This is a genomic window from Streptomyces sp. NPDC015220 (assembly GCF_043079345.1).
Taxonomy (GTDB): Bacteria; Actinomycetota; Actinomycetes; order Streptomycetales; family Streptomycetaceae; genus Streptomyces.
Genome location: NZ_JBIBUK010000008.1, coordinates 204,573 through 222,983 on the forward strand (window position 1 = coordinate 204,573; position 18,411 = coordinate 222,983).

Annotated in this window: 12 protein-coding genes; 2 read left to right on the forward strand and 10 right to left on the reverse strand. The window is 70.0% G+C overall.

Going from position 1 to position 18,411, the window contains the following annotated elements:
* Positions 1 to 92: 92 nt before the first annotated feature.
* Positions 93 to 1,109, reverse strand: a complete 1,017-nt coding sequence (locus ACF061_RS19080; protein ID WP_392268051.1) for a hypothetical protein — start codon at positions 1,107 to 1,109, stop codon at positions 93 to 95.
* Positions 1,110 to 1,397: 288 nt separating this feature from the next.
* Between ACF061_RS19080 and ACF061_RS19085 the strand changes: the two genes are divergently transcribed.
* Positions 1,398 to 1,820, forward strand: a complete 423-nt coding sequence (locus ACF061_RS19085; RefSeq protein WP_392268130.1) for an NTP pyrophosphohydrolase — start codon at positions 1,398 to 1,400, stop codon at positions 1,818 to 1,820.
* 36 nt (positions 1,821 to 1,856) lie between these two features.
* Here the strand turns inward: ACF061_RS19085 and ACF061_RS19090 are convergent, their stop codons facing one another.
* The 9 genes from ACF061_RS19090 to ngcE all read right to left on the reverse strand — a co-directional run bounded on the left by ACF061_RS19090 (position 1,857) and on the right by ngcE (position 14,140).
* Positions 1,857 to 3,377 carry an amino acid permease gene (locus tag ACF061_RS19090; RefSeq protein ID WP_392268052.1) on the reverse strand — a complete coding sequence of 507 codons (1,521 nt, stop codon included), beginning with the start codon at positions 3,375 to 3,377 and terminating at the stop codon, positions 1,857 to 1,859.
* Positions 3,378 to 3,546: 169 nt separating this feature from the next.
* Entirely contained in the window at positions 3,547 to 5,478 is a 1,932-nt protein-coding gene (gene dxs / locus ACF061_RS19095) for a 1-deoxy-D-xylulose-5-phosphate synthase (protein ID WP_392268053.1), read from the reverse strand.
* A gap of 195 nt (positions 5,479 to 5,673) precedes the next feature.
* Entirely contained in the window at positions 5,674 to 6,954 is a 1,281-nt protein-coding gene (locus ACF061_RS19100) for a sugar ABC transporter permease (protein WP_392268054.1), read from the reverse strand.
* The gene (locus ACF061_RS19105) at positions 6,951 to 7,742 is read right to left on the reverse strand and encodes an ATP-binding cassette domain-containing protein (protein WP_392268055.1); all 792 of its coding nucleotides are present in this window, start codon (positions 7,740 to 7,742) and stop codon (positions 6,951 to 6,953) included. The genes ACF061_RS19100 and ACF061_RS19105 overlap by 4 nt, the downstream gene beginning before the upstream one ends.
* Before the next feature lie 198 nt (positions 7,743 to 7,940).
* Complete coding sequence (locus ACF061_RS19110) at positions 7,941 to 9,062, reverse strand: sugar ABC transporter substrate-binding protein (RefSeq protein ID WP_392268056.1); 1,122 nt, start codon at positions 9,060 to 9,062, stop codon at positions 7,941 to 7,943.
* Positions 9,063 to 9,184: 122 nt separating this feature from the next.
* On the reverse strand, positions 9,185 to 10,384 hold the full coding sequence (locus ACF061_RS19115; protein ID WP_392268057.1) for an ROK family protein: 1,200 nt from the start codon (positions 10,382 to 10,384) through the stop codon (positions 9,185 to 9,187).
* 366 nt (positions 10,385 to 10,750) lie between these two features.
* Entirely contained in the window at positions 10,751 to 11,674 is a 924-nt protein-coding gene (locus ACF061_RS19120) for a carbohydrate ABC transporter permease (RefSeq protein ID WP_392268058.1), read from the reverse strand.
* Positions 11,675 to 11,676: 2 nt separating this feature from the next.
* Positions 11,677 to 12,603: a carbohydrate ABC transporter permease gene (locus ACF061_RS19125; protein ID WP_392268059.1), complete on the reverse strand. Its 927-nt coding sequence runs from the start codon at positions 12,601 to 12,603 to the stop codon at positions 11,677 to 11,679.
* A gap of 91 nt (positions 12,604 to 12,694) precedes the next feature.
* Entirely contained in the window at positions 12,695 to 14,140 is a 1,446-nt protein-coding gene (ngcE, locus tag ACF061_RS19130) for an N-acetylglucosamine/diacetylchitobiose ABC transporter substrate-binding protein (RefSeq protein ID WP_392268060.1), read from the reverse strand.
* Positions 14,141 to 14,599: 459 nt separating this feature from the next.
* Between ngcE and ACF061_RS19135 the strand changes: the two genes are divergently transcribed.
* A complete protein-coding gene (locus tag ACF061_RS19135) occupies positions 14,600 to 18,403 on the forward strand; it encodes a GH92 family glycosyl hydrolase (RefSeq protein WP_392268061.1) in 3,804 nt (1,267 codons plus the stop codon).
* Positions 18,404 to 18,411 lie beyond the last annotated feature (8 nt).

Below are 18,411 nucleotides of genomic sequence, written 5' to 3' on the forward strand. Positions count from 1 at the left end.
CGGTGCGCGGGGGCCCTCCGTGCCGAGCCGTCCGTTCGCCTCCCGGCCCGCCCGCCGGCCCCAGGCCGGCGTCGGCGCGGGAGGCGCCGGGCTCACACCTCCCGCCAGGCCTCCAGCGCCAGCCCCGGTTCCTCCTTGCGGCGGGTGAGCAGGAGCTGACCGGTCGCGGGGGAGGACGACACCGCGGTGACACGGCCGTTGCCGTCCATGACGAGGGACACCCGGGCGTCCACCGGGAGTTGCGGTCCCGACTCGGTCCACCAGGCGCCCGCCGACTCCTCCCGCGTGGGATAGGCGGCGAAGGCCACCCGGCCGGCCGCCGAACGCTGGGCCAGCAACGTGCAGTCGTAGCCGTCGAGTTCGCAGCGGATCGCGGCCACCGGGCCGGGGCCGGCGGCGGGCAGCAGGGTGACCGGCTTGCCGCCGGGGCGCCAGGCGCACACGTCGCCGGAGTCGTCGGTGTAGAAGAGGGTGGTGTCCTCGGCGGAGGTGGCCAGGGCGCGCAGGGTGCCGGGCCGGACCGAGGTCTCCATCCGCTCCCCCATGACCGGCCGGCCGCCCGGCTCCGTCTGGCGCCAGTGCAGCAGGCCGCCGGGCACCGCCGCGTACAGCTCCACCCGGCCGGACTCGCCCGTGACCGCGGTCAGGTGCTCCTGGACGTCACGGCCCTTCAGGTCGCACCAGGGCGCCCAGCCGCCCTTCTCCTCCTGGGCCACCATGCTCACCCCGCCGCCCCTGTTGCGGACGAAGACGTGGGCGCGTCCCTTGGCGTCGACCGCCACGGCGGGCGAGCTGGTGCGGTCGCCCTTCTTGTTGGGGTGTCCGACGGGGTGCCAGTCCAGGGCCGCGAGCCGGGGACGGAAGTGCGTGGAGTGCACCAGGGCCGCCTCGCCGGGCGCGGTGGGCCGCCAGCAGACCAGATGGGCGTAGCGGTCGGCGCCCTGTCCCACGGCGGACGCCGGGTGGAGCTTCATTTCCCCTCCCACCGGGCGCGGTGCGTCCCAGGGGCCGCCGGGCCACCGCTCGGCCCGGCACAGGAGGGAGTCGCCCGAGGGGAGATAGACGCTGAGCAGGCCGTCGCGGCCGCGTATGAGCCAATCGCCGTTCACCGGTTCACTTTACGCGGCGCCGACAGCGCTCCCTGCCCCGGCCCCCGGCCCGCGCCCACCACCGGGCGGTCGGCGGCCCGCAGCCGGCTCCCCGTCGGCAACCGGTGACCGGCCGCCCGGCAGATCGGCCGACCGGCGCCGGATCCGCACCGATCACCCGGCAGCCCGCCGCCGTCGGCTCCCGGTCCGTCCCGGCCGCCGGGGGCCGATCGGTGACCGCGCCGCCGGCGGTCCGGTTCGTGGGACCCTGGGGCCGTGGATGATCAGGACCCGGGCAGGACGGAGCGCATGACGGCGCACGCGGACGGCGGCACGCCCTCGGGAGAGGGCGACGCGGCGGCCCGGCCGCCGCTGCTCGTCGTGGACGGGGCGAACGTCGTCGGTTCGGTGCCCGACGGCTGGTGGCGCGACCGGCGCGGGGCCGCCGAGCGGCTGCGCGACCGGCTGGTGGCGTACGCGGAGGCCGGTCTGCCGGAGTGCCCCGGGCCGGTGGAGCTGGTCCTCGTGGTGGAGGGCGCGGCCCGCGGGGTCGAGCCGGTCCCCGGGGTACGGGTCGAGGCGGCGCCGGGCAGCGGGGACGACCGTGTCGTCGAACTGGTCGAGCGGGCCGGCGACCGGCCGGTGGTGGTGGTGACGGCCGACCGGGAGCTGCGGCGCCGGGTCACGGAACTGGGCGCCGAGGTCACCGGCCCACGGGCGGTTCGCGGCTGACGGGCCGGGGCGCCGCGGGAACGGGCGGCGAGCGGGCTAGGTCCCGCCCCCGCCGCCCGTGCCCGGCGCCCCGCCCGCCGCCGGCCGGGCCGGTGCGAGGCGGCTGTGCGAGCGGCCGTAGAGGAAGTAGACGACGAAGCCGATCGCCATCCAGATGGCGAACCGCACCCAGGTCTCGGCGGGCAGATTGAGCATCAGCCACAGGGAGGCGCAGACCGACAGGATCGGGAGGACCGGCACCCAGGGAGCGCGGAAGGCCCGGGGCAGGTCGGGGCGGGTGTTGCGGAGGATGATCACGCTGATCGCGACGACCACGAAGGCGAACAGCGTGCCGATGTTCACCAGCTCGGCCAGCACGCTCAGGCTGGTGAAGCCCGCGACGACGGCGATGACCACGCCGAGCAGGATGGTCGGGCGGTAGGGGGTGCGGAAGCGCGGGTGGGTGTGGGAGAAGAAGCGGGGCAGCAGACCGTCTCGGCTCATCGCGAAGAAGACCCGCGACTGGCCCAGCAGGAGGATCATGCACACCGTGGTCAGGCCGATGGCGGCGCCGAAGCTGATCAGGCCGGCGAACCAGGGGTGGCCGGTGGACTTGAACGCGTCGGCGAGCGGCGCGTCCACCGACAGTGAGCTGTACTTCTGCATGCCCGTCACGACGATCGACACGGCGACGTACAGCGCGGTGCAGATGACCAGTGAGCCGAGGATGCCACGCGGCACGTCGCGCTGCGGGTTGCGGGTCTCCTCGGCGGCGGTCGCCACGACGTCGAAGCCGATGAAGGCGAAGAAGACCACGGAGGCGGCGGTGAAGATGCCCATGACGCCGAAGTCGGAGGGCGCCCAGCCGAACATGAGCTGGATGAGGGGGGCCTTGAGGGTGCCGCCCGCCGGCACCGGCTGCGCCTTGGGGACGAACGGGTCGTAGTTGCCGCTCTTGACGAAGAAGGCGCCAGCGATGATCACGACGAGGACGACGGCCACCTTGACCGCGACGACGACCGAGGTGACCCGTGCGGACAGCTTCATGCCGACGACGAGGATGGCCGTGAGGACCAGGACGAGGGCGGCGGCGAGGACGTCGAAGCCGAACCCGGTCGCGGCGTCCCGGCCGCCGAGGTACTGGGGCAGGTGCCAGCCCGCGTTGTCGAGCAGCGAGTGGATGTAGCCGGACCAGCCGACGGACACCACCGCCGTGCCGAGCGCCAGCTCCAGCACCAGGTCCCAGCCGATGATCCAGGCGGGGAACTCGCCGAGCGAGGAGTAGGAGAAGGTGTACGCCGATCCGGCGACGGGGACGGTGGCGGCGAACTCGGCGTAGCAGAGCGCGGCGAGCGCGCAGACCACGCCCGCCACGACGAAGGAGATCGACACGGCGGGGCCGGCGGTGTTCCTGGCCGCCGTGCCGGTCAGGACGAAGATGCCGGTGCCGATGATGACGCCGACACCGAAGACGGTCAGGTCGAGGGCGGAGAGGGACTTGCGCAGCGCGTGCTCGGGTTCCTCGGTGTCCTTGATCGACTGTTCGACGTTCTTCGTCCGGAACAGCGAATTGCTCACGGGCCTACCTCCCACGCGCGTCGTCCTCGACATGGCTCGACATGATCGAGAGGGCTGGGGATGCGTCTGCCCCCGCACTGGCAGGTTCACGCAGGCGGCCCGGTTCCGCCACCTGTGGGAGGCGGCGGGACCGGGCCGGTCCGGCGGGTGTGCGACCGGGGTGGTCCGCTCAGTCGCGCGCGGGCTGCACCGCCTGGTCCACCTCGGCGGCCGTGCGTTCGAACCGGCCGTCGAGCCTGGCGACCAGGCCGGTGACCTGACGGGCGATGTCGGGCGCGGTGAGCCCGATCTCCGCCATGACCTCGGCGCGGGAGGCGTGGTCGAGGAAGCGCGGCGGGATGCCGAAGTCGCGCAGCGGCACGTCGACGCCCGCGTCGCGCAGCGCCTGGGCGATGGCCGAGCCCACTCCGCCGGCGCGGGAGTTGTCCTCGACGGTGACGACCACGCGGTGCCGTTCCGCGAGCGGGGCCATGGCCTCGTCGACGGGCTTGACCCAGCGCGGGTCGACGACGGTGGTGGAGATGCCCTGCTTGTCGAGGAGCGCGGCGATCTCCAGGCACATCGGGGCGAGCGCGCCGACGGAGACGAGCAGCACGTCGGGGGTGCCGGTACCGGGCTCGCGCAGGACGTCCATCCCGCCGACGCGGCCCACGGCGGGTACGGCGGGACCGACGGCGCCCTTGGAGAAGCGGACCACGGTCGGGGCGTCGTCCACCTCGACGGCCTCGCGGAGCTGGGCGCGGACCTGGTCGGCGTCGCGCGGGGCGGCCAGGCGCAGGCCGGGGACGACCTGGAGGATGGACATGTCCCACATGCCGTTGTGGGAGGCGCCGTCGGTGCCGGTGACACCGGCCCGGTCCAGGACGAAGGTGACGCCGCACTTGTGCAGGGCGACGTCCATCAGCACCTGGTCGAAGGCGCGGTTGAGGAAGGTGGCGTACACGGCGAAGACCGGGTGCAGTCCGCCGTGGGCGAGGCCGGCCGCGGAGACGGCGCCGTGCTGCTCGGCGATCCCGACGTCGTAGACCCGGGCGGGGAAGGCCTTGGCGAACTTGTCGAGGCCGACCGGCTGGAGCATGGCCGCGGTGATGGCCACGATGTCCTTGCGCTCCTTGCCGAGCTTGACCATCTCCTCGCCGAAGACGGACGTCCAGTCGGCGCCGGAGGTGGCGATGGGCAGACCCGTGTCGGGGTGGATCTTGCCGACGGCGTGGAAGCGGTCCGCCTCGTCCTGCAAGGCGGGCTGGTAGCCGCGGCCCTTCTCGGTGAGGCAGTGCACGATGACCGGGCCGCCGAAGCGCTTGGCGCGGGTGAGCGCGGACTCCAGTGCCTCGATGTCGTGGCCGTCGATCGGGCCGACGTACTTCAGGCCCAGGTCCTCGAACATGCCCTGCGGGGCGATGAAGTCCTTCAGGCCCTTCTTGGCGCCGTGCAGCGTCTCGTACAGGGGCCGGCCGACGACCGGGGTGCGCTCCAGCACCTCCCGGGTGCGGGCGAGGAAGCGCTCGTAGCCGTCGGTGGTGCGCAGGGTGGCGAGGTGGTTGGCGAGGCCGCCGATGGTGGGCGCGTAGGAGCGCTCGTTGTCGTTGACGACGATGACGAGCGGACGGTCCTTGGCGTCGGCGATGTTGTTGAGGGCCTCCCAGGCCATGCCGCCGGTCAGGGCGCCGTCGCCGATGACCGCGACGACGTGGGCGTCGCGTTCGAGGATCTGGTTGGCCTTGGCGATGCCGTCCGCCCAGCCGAGGACGGTGGAGGCGTGGCTGTTCTCGATGACGTCGTGCTCGGACTCGGCCTGGGAGGGGTAACCGGACAGGCCGCCCTTCATCTTCAGCTTGGAGAAGTCCTGGCGGCCCGTGAGCAGCTTGTGCACGTAGGACTGGTGGCCGGTGTCCCACAGCACCTTGTCCGTGGGCGAGTGGAAGACCCGGTGCAGGGCGATGGTCAGCTCCACCACACCGAGGTTGGGGCCGAGGTGACCGCCGGTCTTGGAGACGGCGTCGACCAGGAAGGTCCGGATCTCCTCCGCCAGCTGGTCCAGCTCCTCCATGCTGAGCCGGTCCAGATCGCGCGGTCCCCTGATGCGGGTCAGCAGCGGCACCCGTGCCTCCTTGCAGTAGAGCTGATCGAGCTTTCGGCGGGCTTGTCGAGTCTAATGTTCCGCCTCGGCGGCCGGTGTCCGGGCGGTGGGTCTTAGGTCACGCGAACGGCTGTACCCCGCGGGACCCCGGTTCAGGCACGGCTGTGCCCGGCACCGTCGTGGGTGCCGGGCAGGGCCGTGCGGTGCCGGGAGCGCTCAGGCGCGGCCGGCCGACTTCTGGGTCTTGCGGGTGATCGAGTCGATGACGACCGTGGCGAGGAGCACACCACCGGTGATCATGTACTGGATCGGGGTGGCGATGCCCTGGAGGGCGAGACCGTACTGGATCGACGTGATCACGAGCACACCGAGCAGCGCGTTCCAGGTACGACCCCGGCCGCCGAAGAGGCTGGTGCCGCCGATGACGGCCGCGGCGATGACGTTCATCAGCAGGTCGCCGGCGCCGGCGCCCTGGTTGGCGGCCGCGATCTTGGAGGCCCAGAACAGGCCGCCGACCGAGGCGAACAGGCCCGCGATGGCGAAGACCGAGATACGGACCAGGGTGACGTTGATACCGGCGCGGCGGGAGGCCTCGACGCTGCCGCCGAGGGCGAAGATCTTGCGGCCGTACGCGGTGCGGCGCAGCACGAAGTCGGTGCCGACCAGCACGATCGCGAAGAGCAGCACCGCGAGCGGCAGGCCCTTGTACTGGTTGAACATGATGGCGACGGCGAACGCGGCGATGGCGAGCAGCACGGTGCGCAGCACGATGTCGCTCAGCGGGCGGGACGGGATGCCCGCGGCCTCGCGGCGGCGGTTGCCGAGGAAGGCCGACAGGAAGTACCCGGCGACCGCGACGACGGCCAGGAGGTAGGCGGCGGCCACGTCCGAGAAGTAGTACGTGGTGAGCTTGCCGATCACACCGTCGCCGTCGATGTTGATCGTGCCGTTGGAGCCCAGGATCTGGAGCATGAAGCCGTTCCAGAACAGCAGGCCGGCCAGGGTCACGGCGAACGCGGGCGCGCCGATCCGGGCGAAGAAGAAGCCGTGCAGGGCGCCGATGACCGCGCCGGCCGCGAGGGCGCTGACGACGGCGAGCCACTCGTTGACGCCGTGGGTGACGCTCATCACGGCCATGATCGCCGAGGAGACGCCGGAGATGGAGCCGACCGACAGGTCGATCTCGCCGAGCAGCAGCACGAAGATGATGCCGACCGACATCATGCCGGTGGCCACCATGGCGACGAAGATGTTGTTGAGGTTCTCCGCGCCGAGGAAGGCCGAGTTGAGGCTCTGGAAGATGGCGCAGATGACGATGAGGCCGATGACGACCGGGATGGCGCCGAGGTCGCCGGCGCGCACCTTGCGCTGGAACTCGCCGAGGTAGCCGGCGAATCCCTGCTCGCGCACGAGGAGGCGGGGGTCGGTGACGGGGGCGGCGTCGGCTGCGGCGGCGGGCGCGTCCACGGGGGCGGCCTGGGTCTTGTCGATGCTCACTTTCGGGCCTCCGCGTTGGTGCGCGCCGCACGACGGGTCACGGCGTTGTCCGTGGCGCCGGTGATGGCGGAGATGATCTCTTCCTGCGAGGTGGTCTCGACCTCGAACACGCCGTTGTTGCGGCCGAGTCGGAGGACGGCGACCTTGTCGGCGACGGCCTTCACATCGGCCATGTTGTGGCTGATGAGGATGACCGCGAGGCCGCGTTCGCGCAGCCGCTCCACGAGGTCGAGGACCTGGGCCGTCTGCTCGACGCCGAGGGCGGCCGTCGGCTCGTCGAGGATGACCAGCTTGGGCTCGCCGAGCATGGAGCGGGCGATGGCCACGACCTGGCGCTGACCGCCGGAGAGCGAGGCGATCGGGATGCGGACGCTCGGGATGCGGATCGAGAGCTGGTCCAGCAGCTCGCGCGAGCGGCGCTCCATCTCGACCTCGTCCAGCACGCCGCGGCGCTTGATCTCGCGGCCGAGGAACAGGTTGCCGACGACGTCGATGTTGTCGCACAGGGCGAGGTCCTGGTAGACCGTCGCGATGCCCAGGTTCTGGGAGTCGTGCGGCCTGCTGACCGTGACGGGCCTGCCCTCCCACTCGATGACACCGTCATCGATGGGGTGCACGCCGGCGATCGTCTTGACAAGGGTGGACTTTCCGGCGCCGTTGTCGCCGACGAGGGCGACCACCTCTCCGGCGTGGACCTCAAGCTCTACGTCGGTGAGCGCCTGGACGGCACCGAATCGCTTGGAGACCCCGCGCAACGCCAGCACGGGCGTAGCGGACACGTGAACCATCTCCTTCGCCGCCTGAGCCTGACCCCGGCGGGAGGTTGAACAAGAAGTGTGAGGGGGGTGTTCGTCCGGCGCCCCGCCGTTGTGCTGCGGGGCTGTCGGCGGCAGGGCGCCGGACGCGCCGACACGGGTGCGCGCGTGCGATGGACGCGGTGTCCCGTGCAGGTCAGCGGGGCCACCGCTGGGGCGGCCCGGAGCGCGTCAGTTCAGACCGATCTTGTCGCAGGCGGCCTTGTACTTGGCCGTGCAGATCTCGCCGACCGAGTAGTAGCCCTGCTTGATGACCGTGTCCTTGATGTTGTCCTTCGTCAGCGAGACGACGGGGACGATGACGGCCGGGATGCCCTTGTCGGTGCCGCTGTCGACGGTGCTCGTGTTCAGCGAGCCGTCGACCTTGCCGGTCTTGGCGATCGAGACGGCCATCTTGGCGACGGTCTCGGCCTCCTGCGGGTACGACTTGAAGACGCTCATGTACTGCTCGCCGGTGACGATGCGCTGCACGCCCGCGAGTTCGGCGTCCTGGCCGGTGACCGGGGGAAGGGTCTTGAGGCCCGCGCCCTTGAGCGCGGTGATGATGCCGCCCGCCATGCCGTCGTTGGCGGAGTAGACGCCGACGATCTTGTCCTTGCCGAGGGCGGAGATGGCGCCCTCCATGTTGGCGTTGGCGTTCTCCGGCTTCCACTCCTTGGTGTCGTACTCCTTGCCGACGTTCACCTTGCCGTCGAGGACGTCGTGGGCGCCCTTCTTGAACTGCGCGGCGTTCGGGTCGGTCACGGAGCCGTTCATCATGACGATCTTGCCGGACTTGGCCTTGGCGCCCAGGGCCTTCAGCAGGGCCTCACCCTGCGTCTTGCCGACCTCCTCGTTGTCGAACGAGGTGTAGGCGGAGATCGGGCCCTCGGCGAGGCGGTCGTAGGCGACGACCGGGATGCCCGCCTCCTTGGCCTTCTTCACGCCCTGGGCGACGGCCTTGAAGTCGACCGCGTCCAGGATCAGCACGTCGACCTTCTTGGTGATCATCGTGTCGATCTGCTGCGACTGGAGGGTCGGGTCCTGCTTGGCGTTGAGGTAGTCGACCTTGCCCTTGCCGTTGGTCAGCTCCGCGATCTGCTTCTCGATGATCGGCTTGTCGAACTTCTCGTAACGGGCCGTCTGGTTCTCCGGCAGGAGCAGGCCGACGGTGATGTCGTCGCCCTTCGTGGTGCTCGTCTTCTCACCGCTGTCCTTGCTGCCGGACTCCTTGGCGCTGCCACAGGCGGCGAGCGAGACGGCCATGGCACCAGCGGCAACGGCGAAGGCCGCGCGACGCATACGCGTGTTCACTTCTTCAAACCTCCCTGACGAGGCCGCGTCGTTGCGGCCGAGGTGGCTGGAAGTCAACTCGGCCGCACGTGCGACGTCAAGAAGTAAATCCTTAACGAGATGGCAACGGTGCCATCCGTTCTCTAAGTGAAGGCGGGGGCGGCCGCGGACAGCGCTCCATCCAAAAGGGTCGAATCACCCATCTCGCTCAACGCCAGGGCGAGCGCGCCCAGCACCTCCGCGCGTCCGCCAAGTGCCCCCGGCAGAATGGACAGTTGACGCGCCGCACTGGGGATGGCGTAGCGGCCGACGGACTCCCTGATCGGCCCGAGCACCAGCTCGCCGGCCTCGGCGAGATCGCCGCCGAGGACCACCCGGCTGGGGTTGAGGAGGTTGCAGAGATTGGCGACTCCGCTGCCGACGTGACGACCGACGTCGGCGATGACCCGGCGGCAGCCCGGATCCCCGTCCCGTGCCAGCCGGACGACGCCCTCCATGGTCAGGTCGGTGCCGTGGCTGGGCTGGAGCAGCGGCAGGACGTACCGCGCCGCGGTGAACGTCTCCAGGCAGCCGCGGTTGCCGCAGCGGCAGACGGGGCCGGCCTCGTCGAGGGTGATGTGCCCGATCTCGCCCGCCGTGCCGCCCGGGCCCCGGTAGATCTTCCCGTTGATCACCAGCCCCGCGCCGACACCACTGGCGATCTTGATGTAGGCCAGGTCGCGCACCCCGCGCCCGCTGCCCCAGACCAGCTCGCCCAGGGCGCCGAGGTTGGCGTCGTTGTCCACGTGCACCGGCACGCCGAGGCGCCCCCGCAGCTCCTCGGCGGGCTTGATGCCGCCCCAGCCCGGCAGGATCGCGGTGGAGCCGAGGGTGCCGGACTCAACGTCGATCGGGCCGGGCACGCCGAGGCCGACGCCGGCCACCTTGGCCCGGTCCACCCCGGTGGCCGCGATCAGGCGGTTGACCAGCTCCTCCGCCCGGTCGAAGCCCTGGACCCAGGAGGCGTCCACGTCGAGCGGCTCGGACTCCTCGGCCAGCACCTGGTGGGCCAGGTTCCCGATCGCGACCCGCAGGTGCGCGTGCCCGAAGTCCACGCCGATGACGATTCCGGCGTCCCCGCTCAGGGACACGCTGCGCGCCCGGCGGCCGCCCGCCGACGTGGGCGTGACCTGTACTGTTCCGCCGTCCTTCAGTTCCCGCACGATGTTGGAGACCGTCGCCGCGGACAGACCCGTGGTCCGCGCGATCTCCGCCTGGGTGAGGGATCCGGCAAGACGCACGGCACGTACGACCCGCTCCAGGTTGGCTCGGTGCAGCGATGACTGCGACCCTGGAGTCTCCACGACGACCTCCTGAGCGCGGGGCCGCTCCGGTGAGGCCCCGTCCATGTCCAACAAGTGAACTCTAAGATGAGCCGTTCGGGTTGCCTCCCGTCAAGAGGTTGAACCGTTTCCGGGTACTTGGACACACCGACGGGGCCGTGGTAGGGGCACCCGGCGGCCCGCCCGGCGCACGGACATACCGGACGGCCCGCCGCACCGGGGCCCGCGGAACCCGGGCGCGGAACACACCGACGATCCGCGAGCGGGGCCCTGGCGCACGCCCGCGCCCGCGCGGGCCGGGGAACCCCCGCGCGGACGCGCGGAAGCCGCCCCCGGCGAAAACGGGGGCGGCTTCGGATGCGGAGGGGCCCGTGGAAGGCCTGGGGGCTACTTCAGAGCGCCCGCCGTCAGGCCTTGCACCACCTGGCGCTGGAAGACGATGTACGCCGCCAGGACCGGCAGCATGGCCATCACCAGGCCGGCGAAGAGTCCGGACCAGTCACCCTTGTAGCCCTGGCTGACGGCGAGCTGGACCAGCCCCTGGGTCAGCACGTGCTTGTCCGGGTCGGTGTTGAGCACGGTGGGCAGCATGTACTGGTTCCACTGCCCCAGGAAGTTGAAGATCCCCACGCTGATCAGGCCCGGCTTGGCCATCGGCAGCATGATCTGGAAGAACGTCCGGGTGTGCGAGGCGCCGTCCACGAACGCGGCTTCCGCCACCGAGGCCGGCAGGGTGCGGAAGAACGCGGTCAGGAAGAAGACCGTGAAGGGCAGCGAGTAGGCGATGTAGACCAGGATCAGGCCGTGGATCGTGTTCAGCAGCCCCATGTTGTTCACGACGTAGAACAACGGCACCAGCGCCAGCATGATCGGGAAGCTCATGCCGCCGACGAAGAGGTAGTAGATGAACCGGTTGCCCGGGAAGTCGAAGCGGGCCAGCACGTAGGCCGCCATCGAGCCGAGCACCAGGGTGCCGACGAGCGAGCCGCCCACCACCAGGACGGTGTTGAGGAAGTACTCGCTCATGTGGGCGTCGTTCCAGGCCCGCGCCCAGTTGTCGAAGTGCAGCTTGTCGGGCAGCGCCCAGGGCGAGCCGAAGATGGCGCCGTCGCTCTTGAAGGACGTCATCACCGCCCACACCAGCGGCATGACGACCATGATCGCCCAGATGATCAGGATCCCGTGCGAGAAGGCGTTGAGGACACCGCCCTCCTTCTTCGCCCGGGGCGGGGCGCCGGCCGGGGCGCCGACCTTGGCGACGGGGACGCCGGACTCGGCCGGTACGGGGGCGGGGGGCTCGGTCGTTTTCATGGTCAGAACTCCAGCCGCTCGCGCCGGCCCAGCCGCATCACCACGGCCGCGAAGGCCAGGGTGACGACCAGCAGGGCGACGCCGATCGTGGTGGCGTAGGCGGCCTGACCGTCACGGAACGCCTTCTGGTACACGTACAGGACCATGACGGTGGTCGAGTAGTCGGGGCCGCCCGGTCCGGTCGTCATGATCTGTACGACCGCGAACGACTCCGCGCCGAGGGCGAGGATGCCCATGTAGACCCAGCCCGACTGCACGGTGTCCCACAGCAGCGGCAGGGTGATCCGGGAGAAGGTGGTGAACCGGCTGGCGCCGTCCAGCAGCGCGGCCTCGTACAGGTCGGCCGGGATGGAGGCCATACCGGCCGAGAAGAGGACGACGAAGAAGCCGACGGTCGACCAGACGAGCACGGCCATCACGCACCACAGGGCGAGGTTCGGGTCGCCCAGCCACAGCGGCTGGACGCCGTCGAGCCCGATCCCGCGCAGCAGGGAGTTGATCGCGCCACTGTCCGGGTTGTACGCGAAAGCGAACAACAGCGCGACGATGGCGATCGACAGTACCTGCGGGAAGAAGTAGACGATCTTGTAGAAGCCGGAGCCGCGGACACCGGTGATGACCGGCCCGCCCTTCCTGCGCCGGCCGCCGACATTGATCATGAAAGCGAAGAACAGCGCCAGGCCGAGCGTCACCACCGGGAGCACCAGGGCGAACAGCAGACTGTGCTGCAACGACTTCCAGAAGATCTCGTCGTCGAACATCCTCGTGTAGTTGTCGAACCCGACCATCTTGAAGTCGGGACTCAGCCCGGTCCAGTCCGTGAACGAGTAGTAGATGGACTGGATGAACGGCCAGACGACGAAGAGCGCGTACAGCCCCAGGGGTAGTGCCAGGAACCCCACGATGAACCGGTACTTGCCGTGCTGCATTGCTAGCGACCCCGATCTGAAGGGCGGACGGTGCCGCCAGGGACCGCCCGGCGGCCGGTCCGGCCGCCGGGCGGTCCCTGGTGACGGTCCCTCACTGGTGCTTGTAGTGCTTGATCGACGTGTCCTTGGCGGCCTCGTCGGCGAAGCCCTGGATCTTCTTGATGGCCTCCGTCGGGCTGAGGCGGCCGGCCATCATCTCGCCGAGACCGGCCACACCGATCTTCTCCTTCTGCAGCTGCACGTACCAGTCCTGCAGACGCGGGTTCACCACGTTGGAGCCGGCCTTGTCCAGCGCCGTCACACCGGACTTCAGACCGGGGGTCAGTTCGATGCCGGTGGTGCCGCCGTTGTAGGCGGTCAGCGACTTCACCTTGGCCGTGAAGTTCTTCGAGGACGCCTCGCTGAGCATGATGCGCAGCTGCTCCATGCCGCCCGCGGCGTTGGCCGCCTTGGCCGGGACGATGAAGGGCTCGCCGCCGGAGGCCCAGATGGTGCCGAACGGCATCTTGTCGCTGCCGTCCAGGCCGGTGGGCGCGGAGACCGCGAGGTCGAAGTCGGACGGGATGACGTTCGCGGACTCGTTCTCCACCCAGGAGCCGTTCGGGATGAACAGCGCCTTGCCCTTGGCCCAGGCGGTCTGCGACTGGATGTGGTCCAGGCCGGGAGTGCCCTTGAGGATGAAACCCCTCTTGTAGAGCTCGTAGTACGCCTCGAAGCAGGCCTTGACCGCGGGGTGCTTCCAGGCGTTCGGCTCCAGGTTGTCGATGGCGTCCAGGACCTCGCGGCCGCCGACCTTGCCGATCATCGGGTAGAGCGAGAACGGGAGGTAGTACGGGTACTTGCCCGCGTAGGTCCAGCCGGCCATGCCCTTCTTCTGGGCCTTCTGGCAGACCTTGATCATCTCGTCCCAGGTCTCCGGGTACTTCTCGTCCAGCGAGTCCAGGGCCTTCTGCGAGTACCAGACGCCGTAGACCGTGTAGGCGTAGTAGAGGATCCAGACCGGCTTGCCGTCGAACTGGCCCATCTCCACGATGCCGGGCCGCAGCGTGTCGCGGACCTTCTTCTTCGGGTCGTCGTAGGAGGGCGCGTCGAGCAGCGGGGTGAGGTCCGCCAGCTGGTTCTTTCCGACCAGGACGCCCATGTCCATCTGCTCGGCGCCGGAGTTGTCGATGAGGTCCGGCGGGTTGCCCTGGTTGAAACGGGGCTGGAGCGTGGACTGGATCTTCTGCGTGGCGGCGAACTTCACCTTCGCCTTGGGGAAGTCCTTCTGGTAGATCTTGGTGGCGTCCTCGGCGTACTCCTTGCCGAAACCTCCGTCGAACAGGACGAATTCCATCTGCGCGGTGTCATTGACACCCAGCGGATTCTTCGCGGTCTTCTTGCCCGCCTTGGCCTTGTCCTGTCCGTCGCCGCCGCCGCTGGCGCACGCGGACAGGAAGCCCATCGTGGGGACTGAGATCAGACCGAGGGCCGCGGACCTCTTGATCAGGTCACGGCGGCCGACGCCACCGTGGTTCTCGGTGGAAGTGGATCCCATGCGCAAGTCCTCGCCTTCTCCAGGACTCAGGCGGTGAACCGGATCCTGACCGGCACCGCGGTAGGCCAAGCTGGGTAGTGCAGGAAGTACTTCGTGCGTCATCCACCGGGATCGCTGGGAAAACAAGGAGGCCCGCGCGTTTCGCACGCCGAACCACCTTTCCGGCTCCCCCCGGCACCGCTGCCGTCAGGTCGAACGGCTTCGCGGACGCCGACAGGTATAGTCCACTTCCGGTCGGCGGAGCAAGATCGAACACAAGGTTCCCTGTCGGTCTTTTCCGAGTTGAGACCTCACGGAAATATGAACCGCCTGTGGCTTGACTGCCTGAAATATCCCGGACTTCACGCCCGAATGCCACACCCAACACCCTTGACACCACAGGTCACTTGACTCCCTACTGGTGCTTGCGCCGAATTTGACAACGTTGTCCGGTGCAGGAACCAGGGAGGGTGCCCTCGTATGCAGCGCAGAACACGGCACAGATGGACCCCGGCGGTCGTCCTCGCGGCCGCCTTCGTCGTGGCCGTCGGTTCCCAGGGGGCGGCGACCGCCCTGCCCGGCAAGGCACGCGCGGCCGCCCGGGAGTTCGCGTCCTCGTTCGAGTCGGGCGATCCGGCGCCGGACTGGCTGAGCACGGTCGACACCGGGCCGGACGGAGCCAAGCGGGCCTCGGGGGTGGACGGCGGCTACAGCGCCGGCATCCCGGGCAACGTGGACGACCACGTCACGCAGGTGCGGGCCAGCGGCGAGAACACGGGCGCGGGCGAGGTCAAGGAGAACCTCGTCGACGGCGAGTCGGGCACCAAGTGGCTGACGTTCGAATCCACCGGCTGGGCCGAGTTCGACTTCGACAAGCCCGTGAAGATCACCCGATACGCCCTCACGTCCGCCAACGACTACGCCGAGCGGGACCCGAAGGACTGGACCCTCTCGGCGTCCACCGACGGCAAGGAGTGGAAGACCGTCGACACCCGCTCCGGCGAGTCCTTCTCCGAACGGTTCAAGACGCAGACGTACGACCTCGCCGCGCCGGCCGAGTACCAGCACTTCCGGCTCGACGTGACGGGGAACAACGGCGCCTCGGGCATACTCCAGCTCGCGGACGTCCAGTTCTCCACGGGCGACGGCGCCGGCACGGTCCCGCAGGACATGCTCACCCTCGTGGACCGCGGCCCGAGCGGCTCGCCGACCGCGAAGGCGGGCGCGGGCTTCACGGGCAAGCGGGCGCTGCGCTACGCCGGCCGGCACACCGCCAAGGGCCGCGCTTACTCCTACAACAAGATCTTCGACGTCGATGTCAAGGTGGACCGTGACACGCGGCTGTCGTACCTCCTCTACCCGTCGATGGCCGACGGCGAGCGCGACTACGACGCCACCGACGTCGCCGTCGACCTGGTCTTCACCGACGGCACGTACCTGAGCCGGCTCGGCGCCACCGACCAGCACGGCTTCGGCCTGAGCCCGCAGGCGCAGGGCGCGGCCAAGACGCTGTACGTCAACCAGTGGAACAGCGTCGTCTCCCGGATCGGCTCGGTCGCGGCCGGCAAGACCGTCGACCGGATCCTGCTGGCCTACGACTCCCCCACCGGCCCGGCGAAGTTCCGCGGCTGGCTGGACGACGTGCGGATCGAGCGGGCCGCGCCCGACAAGCCCAGGGCGCACCTGTCCGACTACGCGCTGACCACCCGCGGCACCAACTCCAGCGGCAGCTTCTCGCGCGGCAACGACTTCCCGGCCACCGCGCTGCCGCACGGCTTCAACTTCTGGACGCCGGTGACCAACGCGTCCTCGCTGAGCTGGCTGTACGAATACGCGCGTGCGAACAACGACGACAACCTGCCGACGATCCAGGCGTTCAGCGCCAGCCACGAGCCGAGCCCCTGGATGGGCGACCGGCAGACCTTCCAGCTGATGCCGTCCGCCGCGTCCGGCACCCCGGACACCGGCCGCACCGCCCGCGCGCTCGCCTTCCGGCACGAGAACGAGACCGCGCGCCCGTACTACTACGGGGTGACCTTCGAGAACGGCCTCAAGGCGGAGATGACCCCGACCGACCACGCCGCCGCGCTGCGCTTCACCTACCCGGGCGACGACGCGAGCGTCCTGTTCGACAACGTCACCGAGCAGGCCGGCCTGACCCTGGACAAGGAGCACGGCGTCGTCACCGGCTACTCGGACGTGAAGTCCGGACTGTCGACGGGGGCCACCCGGCTGTTCGTGTACGGCGTCTTCGACAGGCCCGTCGAGGACGGGTCGTCCAACGGCGTCAAGGGGTACCTGCGCTTCGACGCGGGCCGGGACCGCACCGTCACCCTGCGCCTGGCCACCTCGCTCATCGGCGTCGACCAGGCCAAGGACAACCTGGCCCAGGAGATCCCGGACGGCACGTCCTTCGACACCGTCAAGACGCGCGCCCAGCGCACCTGGGACCAGCTGCTCGGCAAGGTCGAGGTCCAGGGCGCCACGCCCGACCAGCTGACCACGCTGTACTCCAGCATGTACCGCCTGTACCTGTACCCGAACTCGGGCTACGAGAAGGTCGGCGGCAGGTACCGGTACGCCTCCCCGTTCTCCCCGATGCCCGCCCAGGACACGCCGACGCACACCGGCGCCAAGATCGTCGACGGCAAGGTGTACGTCAACAACGGCTTCTGGGACACCTACCGCACCACCTGGCCGGCGTACTCGCTGCTGACGCCGACCCAGGCCGGTGAGATGGTCGACGGGTTCGTGCAGCAGTACAAGGACGGCGGCTGGACCTCGCGCTGGTCCTCCCCCGGCTACGCCGACCTGATGACCGGCACCTCCTCGGACGTGGCCTTCGCCGACGCCTACGTCAAGGGCGTCCCCATGGACGCGAAGGCGGCGTACGAGGCGGCCGTGAAGAACGCCACGGTCGTGCCCCCGTCCTCGGGCGTGGGCCGCAAGGGCATGAGCACCTCGCCCTTCCTCGGCTACACCAGCACCGCCACCGGCGAGGGCCTGTCGTGGGCGATGGAGGGCTACGTCAACGACTACGGCATCGCGAAGATGGGCGAGGCCCTCTACCGCGAGACGGGCCAGAAGCACTACCAGGAGGAGGCGCGGTACTTCCTCAACCGGGCCCAGGACTACGTGAAGCTGTTCGACTCCGAGGCGGGCTTCTTCCAGGGCCGGGACGCCAAGGGCCAGTGGCGGGTCGACTCGGCGACGTACGACCCGCGCGTGTGGGGCTACGACTACACGGAGACCGACGGCTGGGGCTACGCCTTCACCGCCCCGCAGGACAGCCGGGGCCTGGCCAACCTGTACGGCGGCCAGAAGGGCCTCGCGGACAAGCTCGACACCTACTTCGCCACCCCGGAGACGGCCTCCCCGGAGTTCGTCGGCTCCTACGGCGGCGTCATCCACGAGATGACCGAGGCACGGGACGTGCGGATGGGCCAGTACGGCCACTCCAACCAGGTCGCGCACCATGTCACCTACATGTACGACGCGGCCGGCCGGCCCTGGCAGGCGCAGGCGAAGATCCGCGAGGTGCTGTCCCGGCTCTACGTGGGCAGCGAGATCGGCCAGGGCTACCACGGCGACGAGGACAACGGCGAGCAGTCGGCGTGGTACCTCTTCTCCTCGCTGGGCTTCTACCCGCTGGTCATGGGCAGCGGCGAGTACGCCATAGGCTCCCCGCTGTTCACCCGGGCGACCGTGCACCTGGAGAACGGCCGGGACCTCGTCGTCAAGGCCCCGAAGAACAGCGCCCGCAACGTCTACGTGCAGGGCGTGCGCTTCAACGGCAAGGCGTGGAACTCGACGAACCTGCCGCACTCGCTGCTGGCGAAGGGCGGGGTCCTGGAGTTCGACATGGGTCCGCGGCCGTCGAAGTGGGGCACGGGCAAGAACGCCGCGCCCGTGTCGATCACGACCGGGGACAAGGCTCCGACGCCCCGGTCCGACGCCCTGAAGGGTGAGGGCGCGCTGTTCGACGACACCTCGTCGACGGACGCCACGGTGTCCGCGGTGGACCTTCCGGTGACCGGCGCCACCAAGGCGGTCCAGTACACCCTGACCTCGGCCGCGGACCGCACCGGGGCCCCGAGCGGCTGGACCCTCCAGGCCTCGGACGACGGCACGCACTGGAAGACGCTGGACCGGCGCTCCGGCGAGTCCTTCGCCTGGGCCAGGCAGACCCGCCCGTTCACCGTCGCCTCGCCGGGCAGGTACCTGAAGTACCGCCTGGTGTTCGACGGCGCGTCGACGCTCGCGGAGGTGGAGCTGCTGGCCTGACCCGAGTC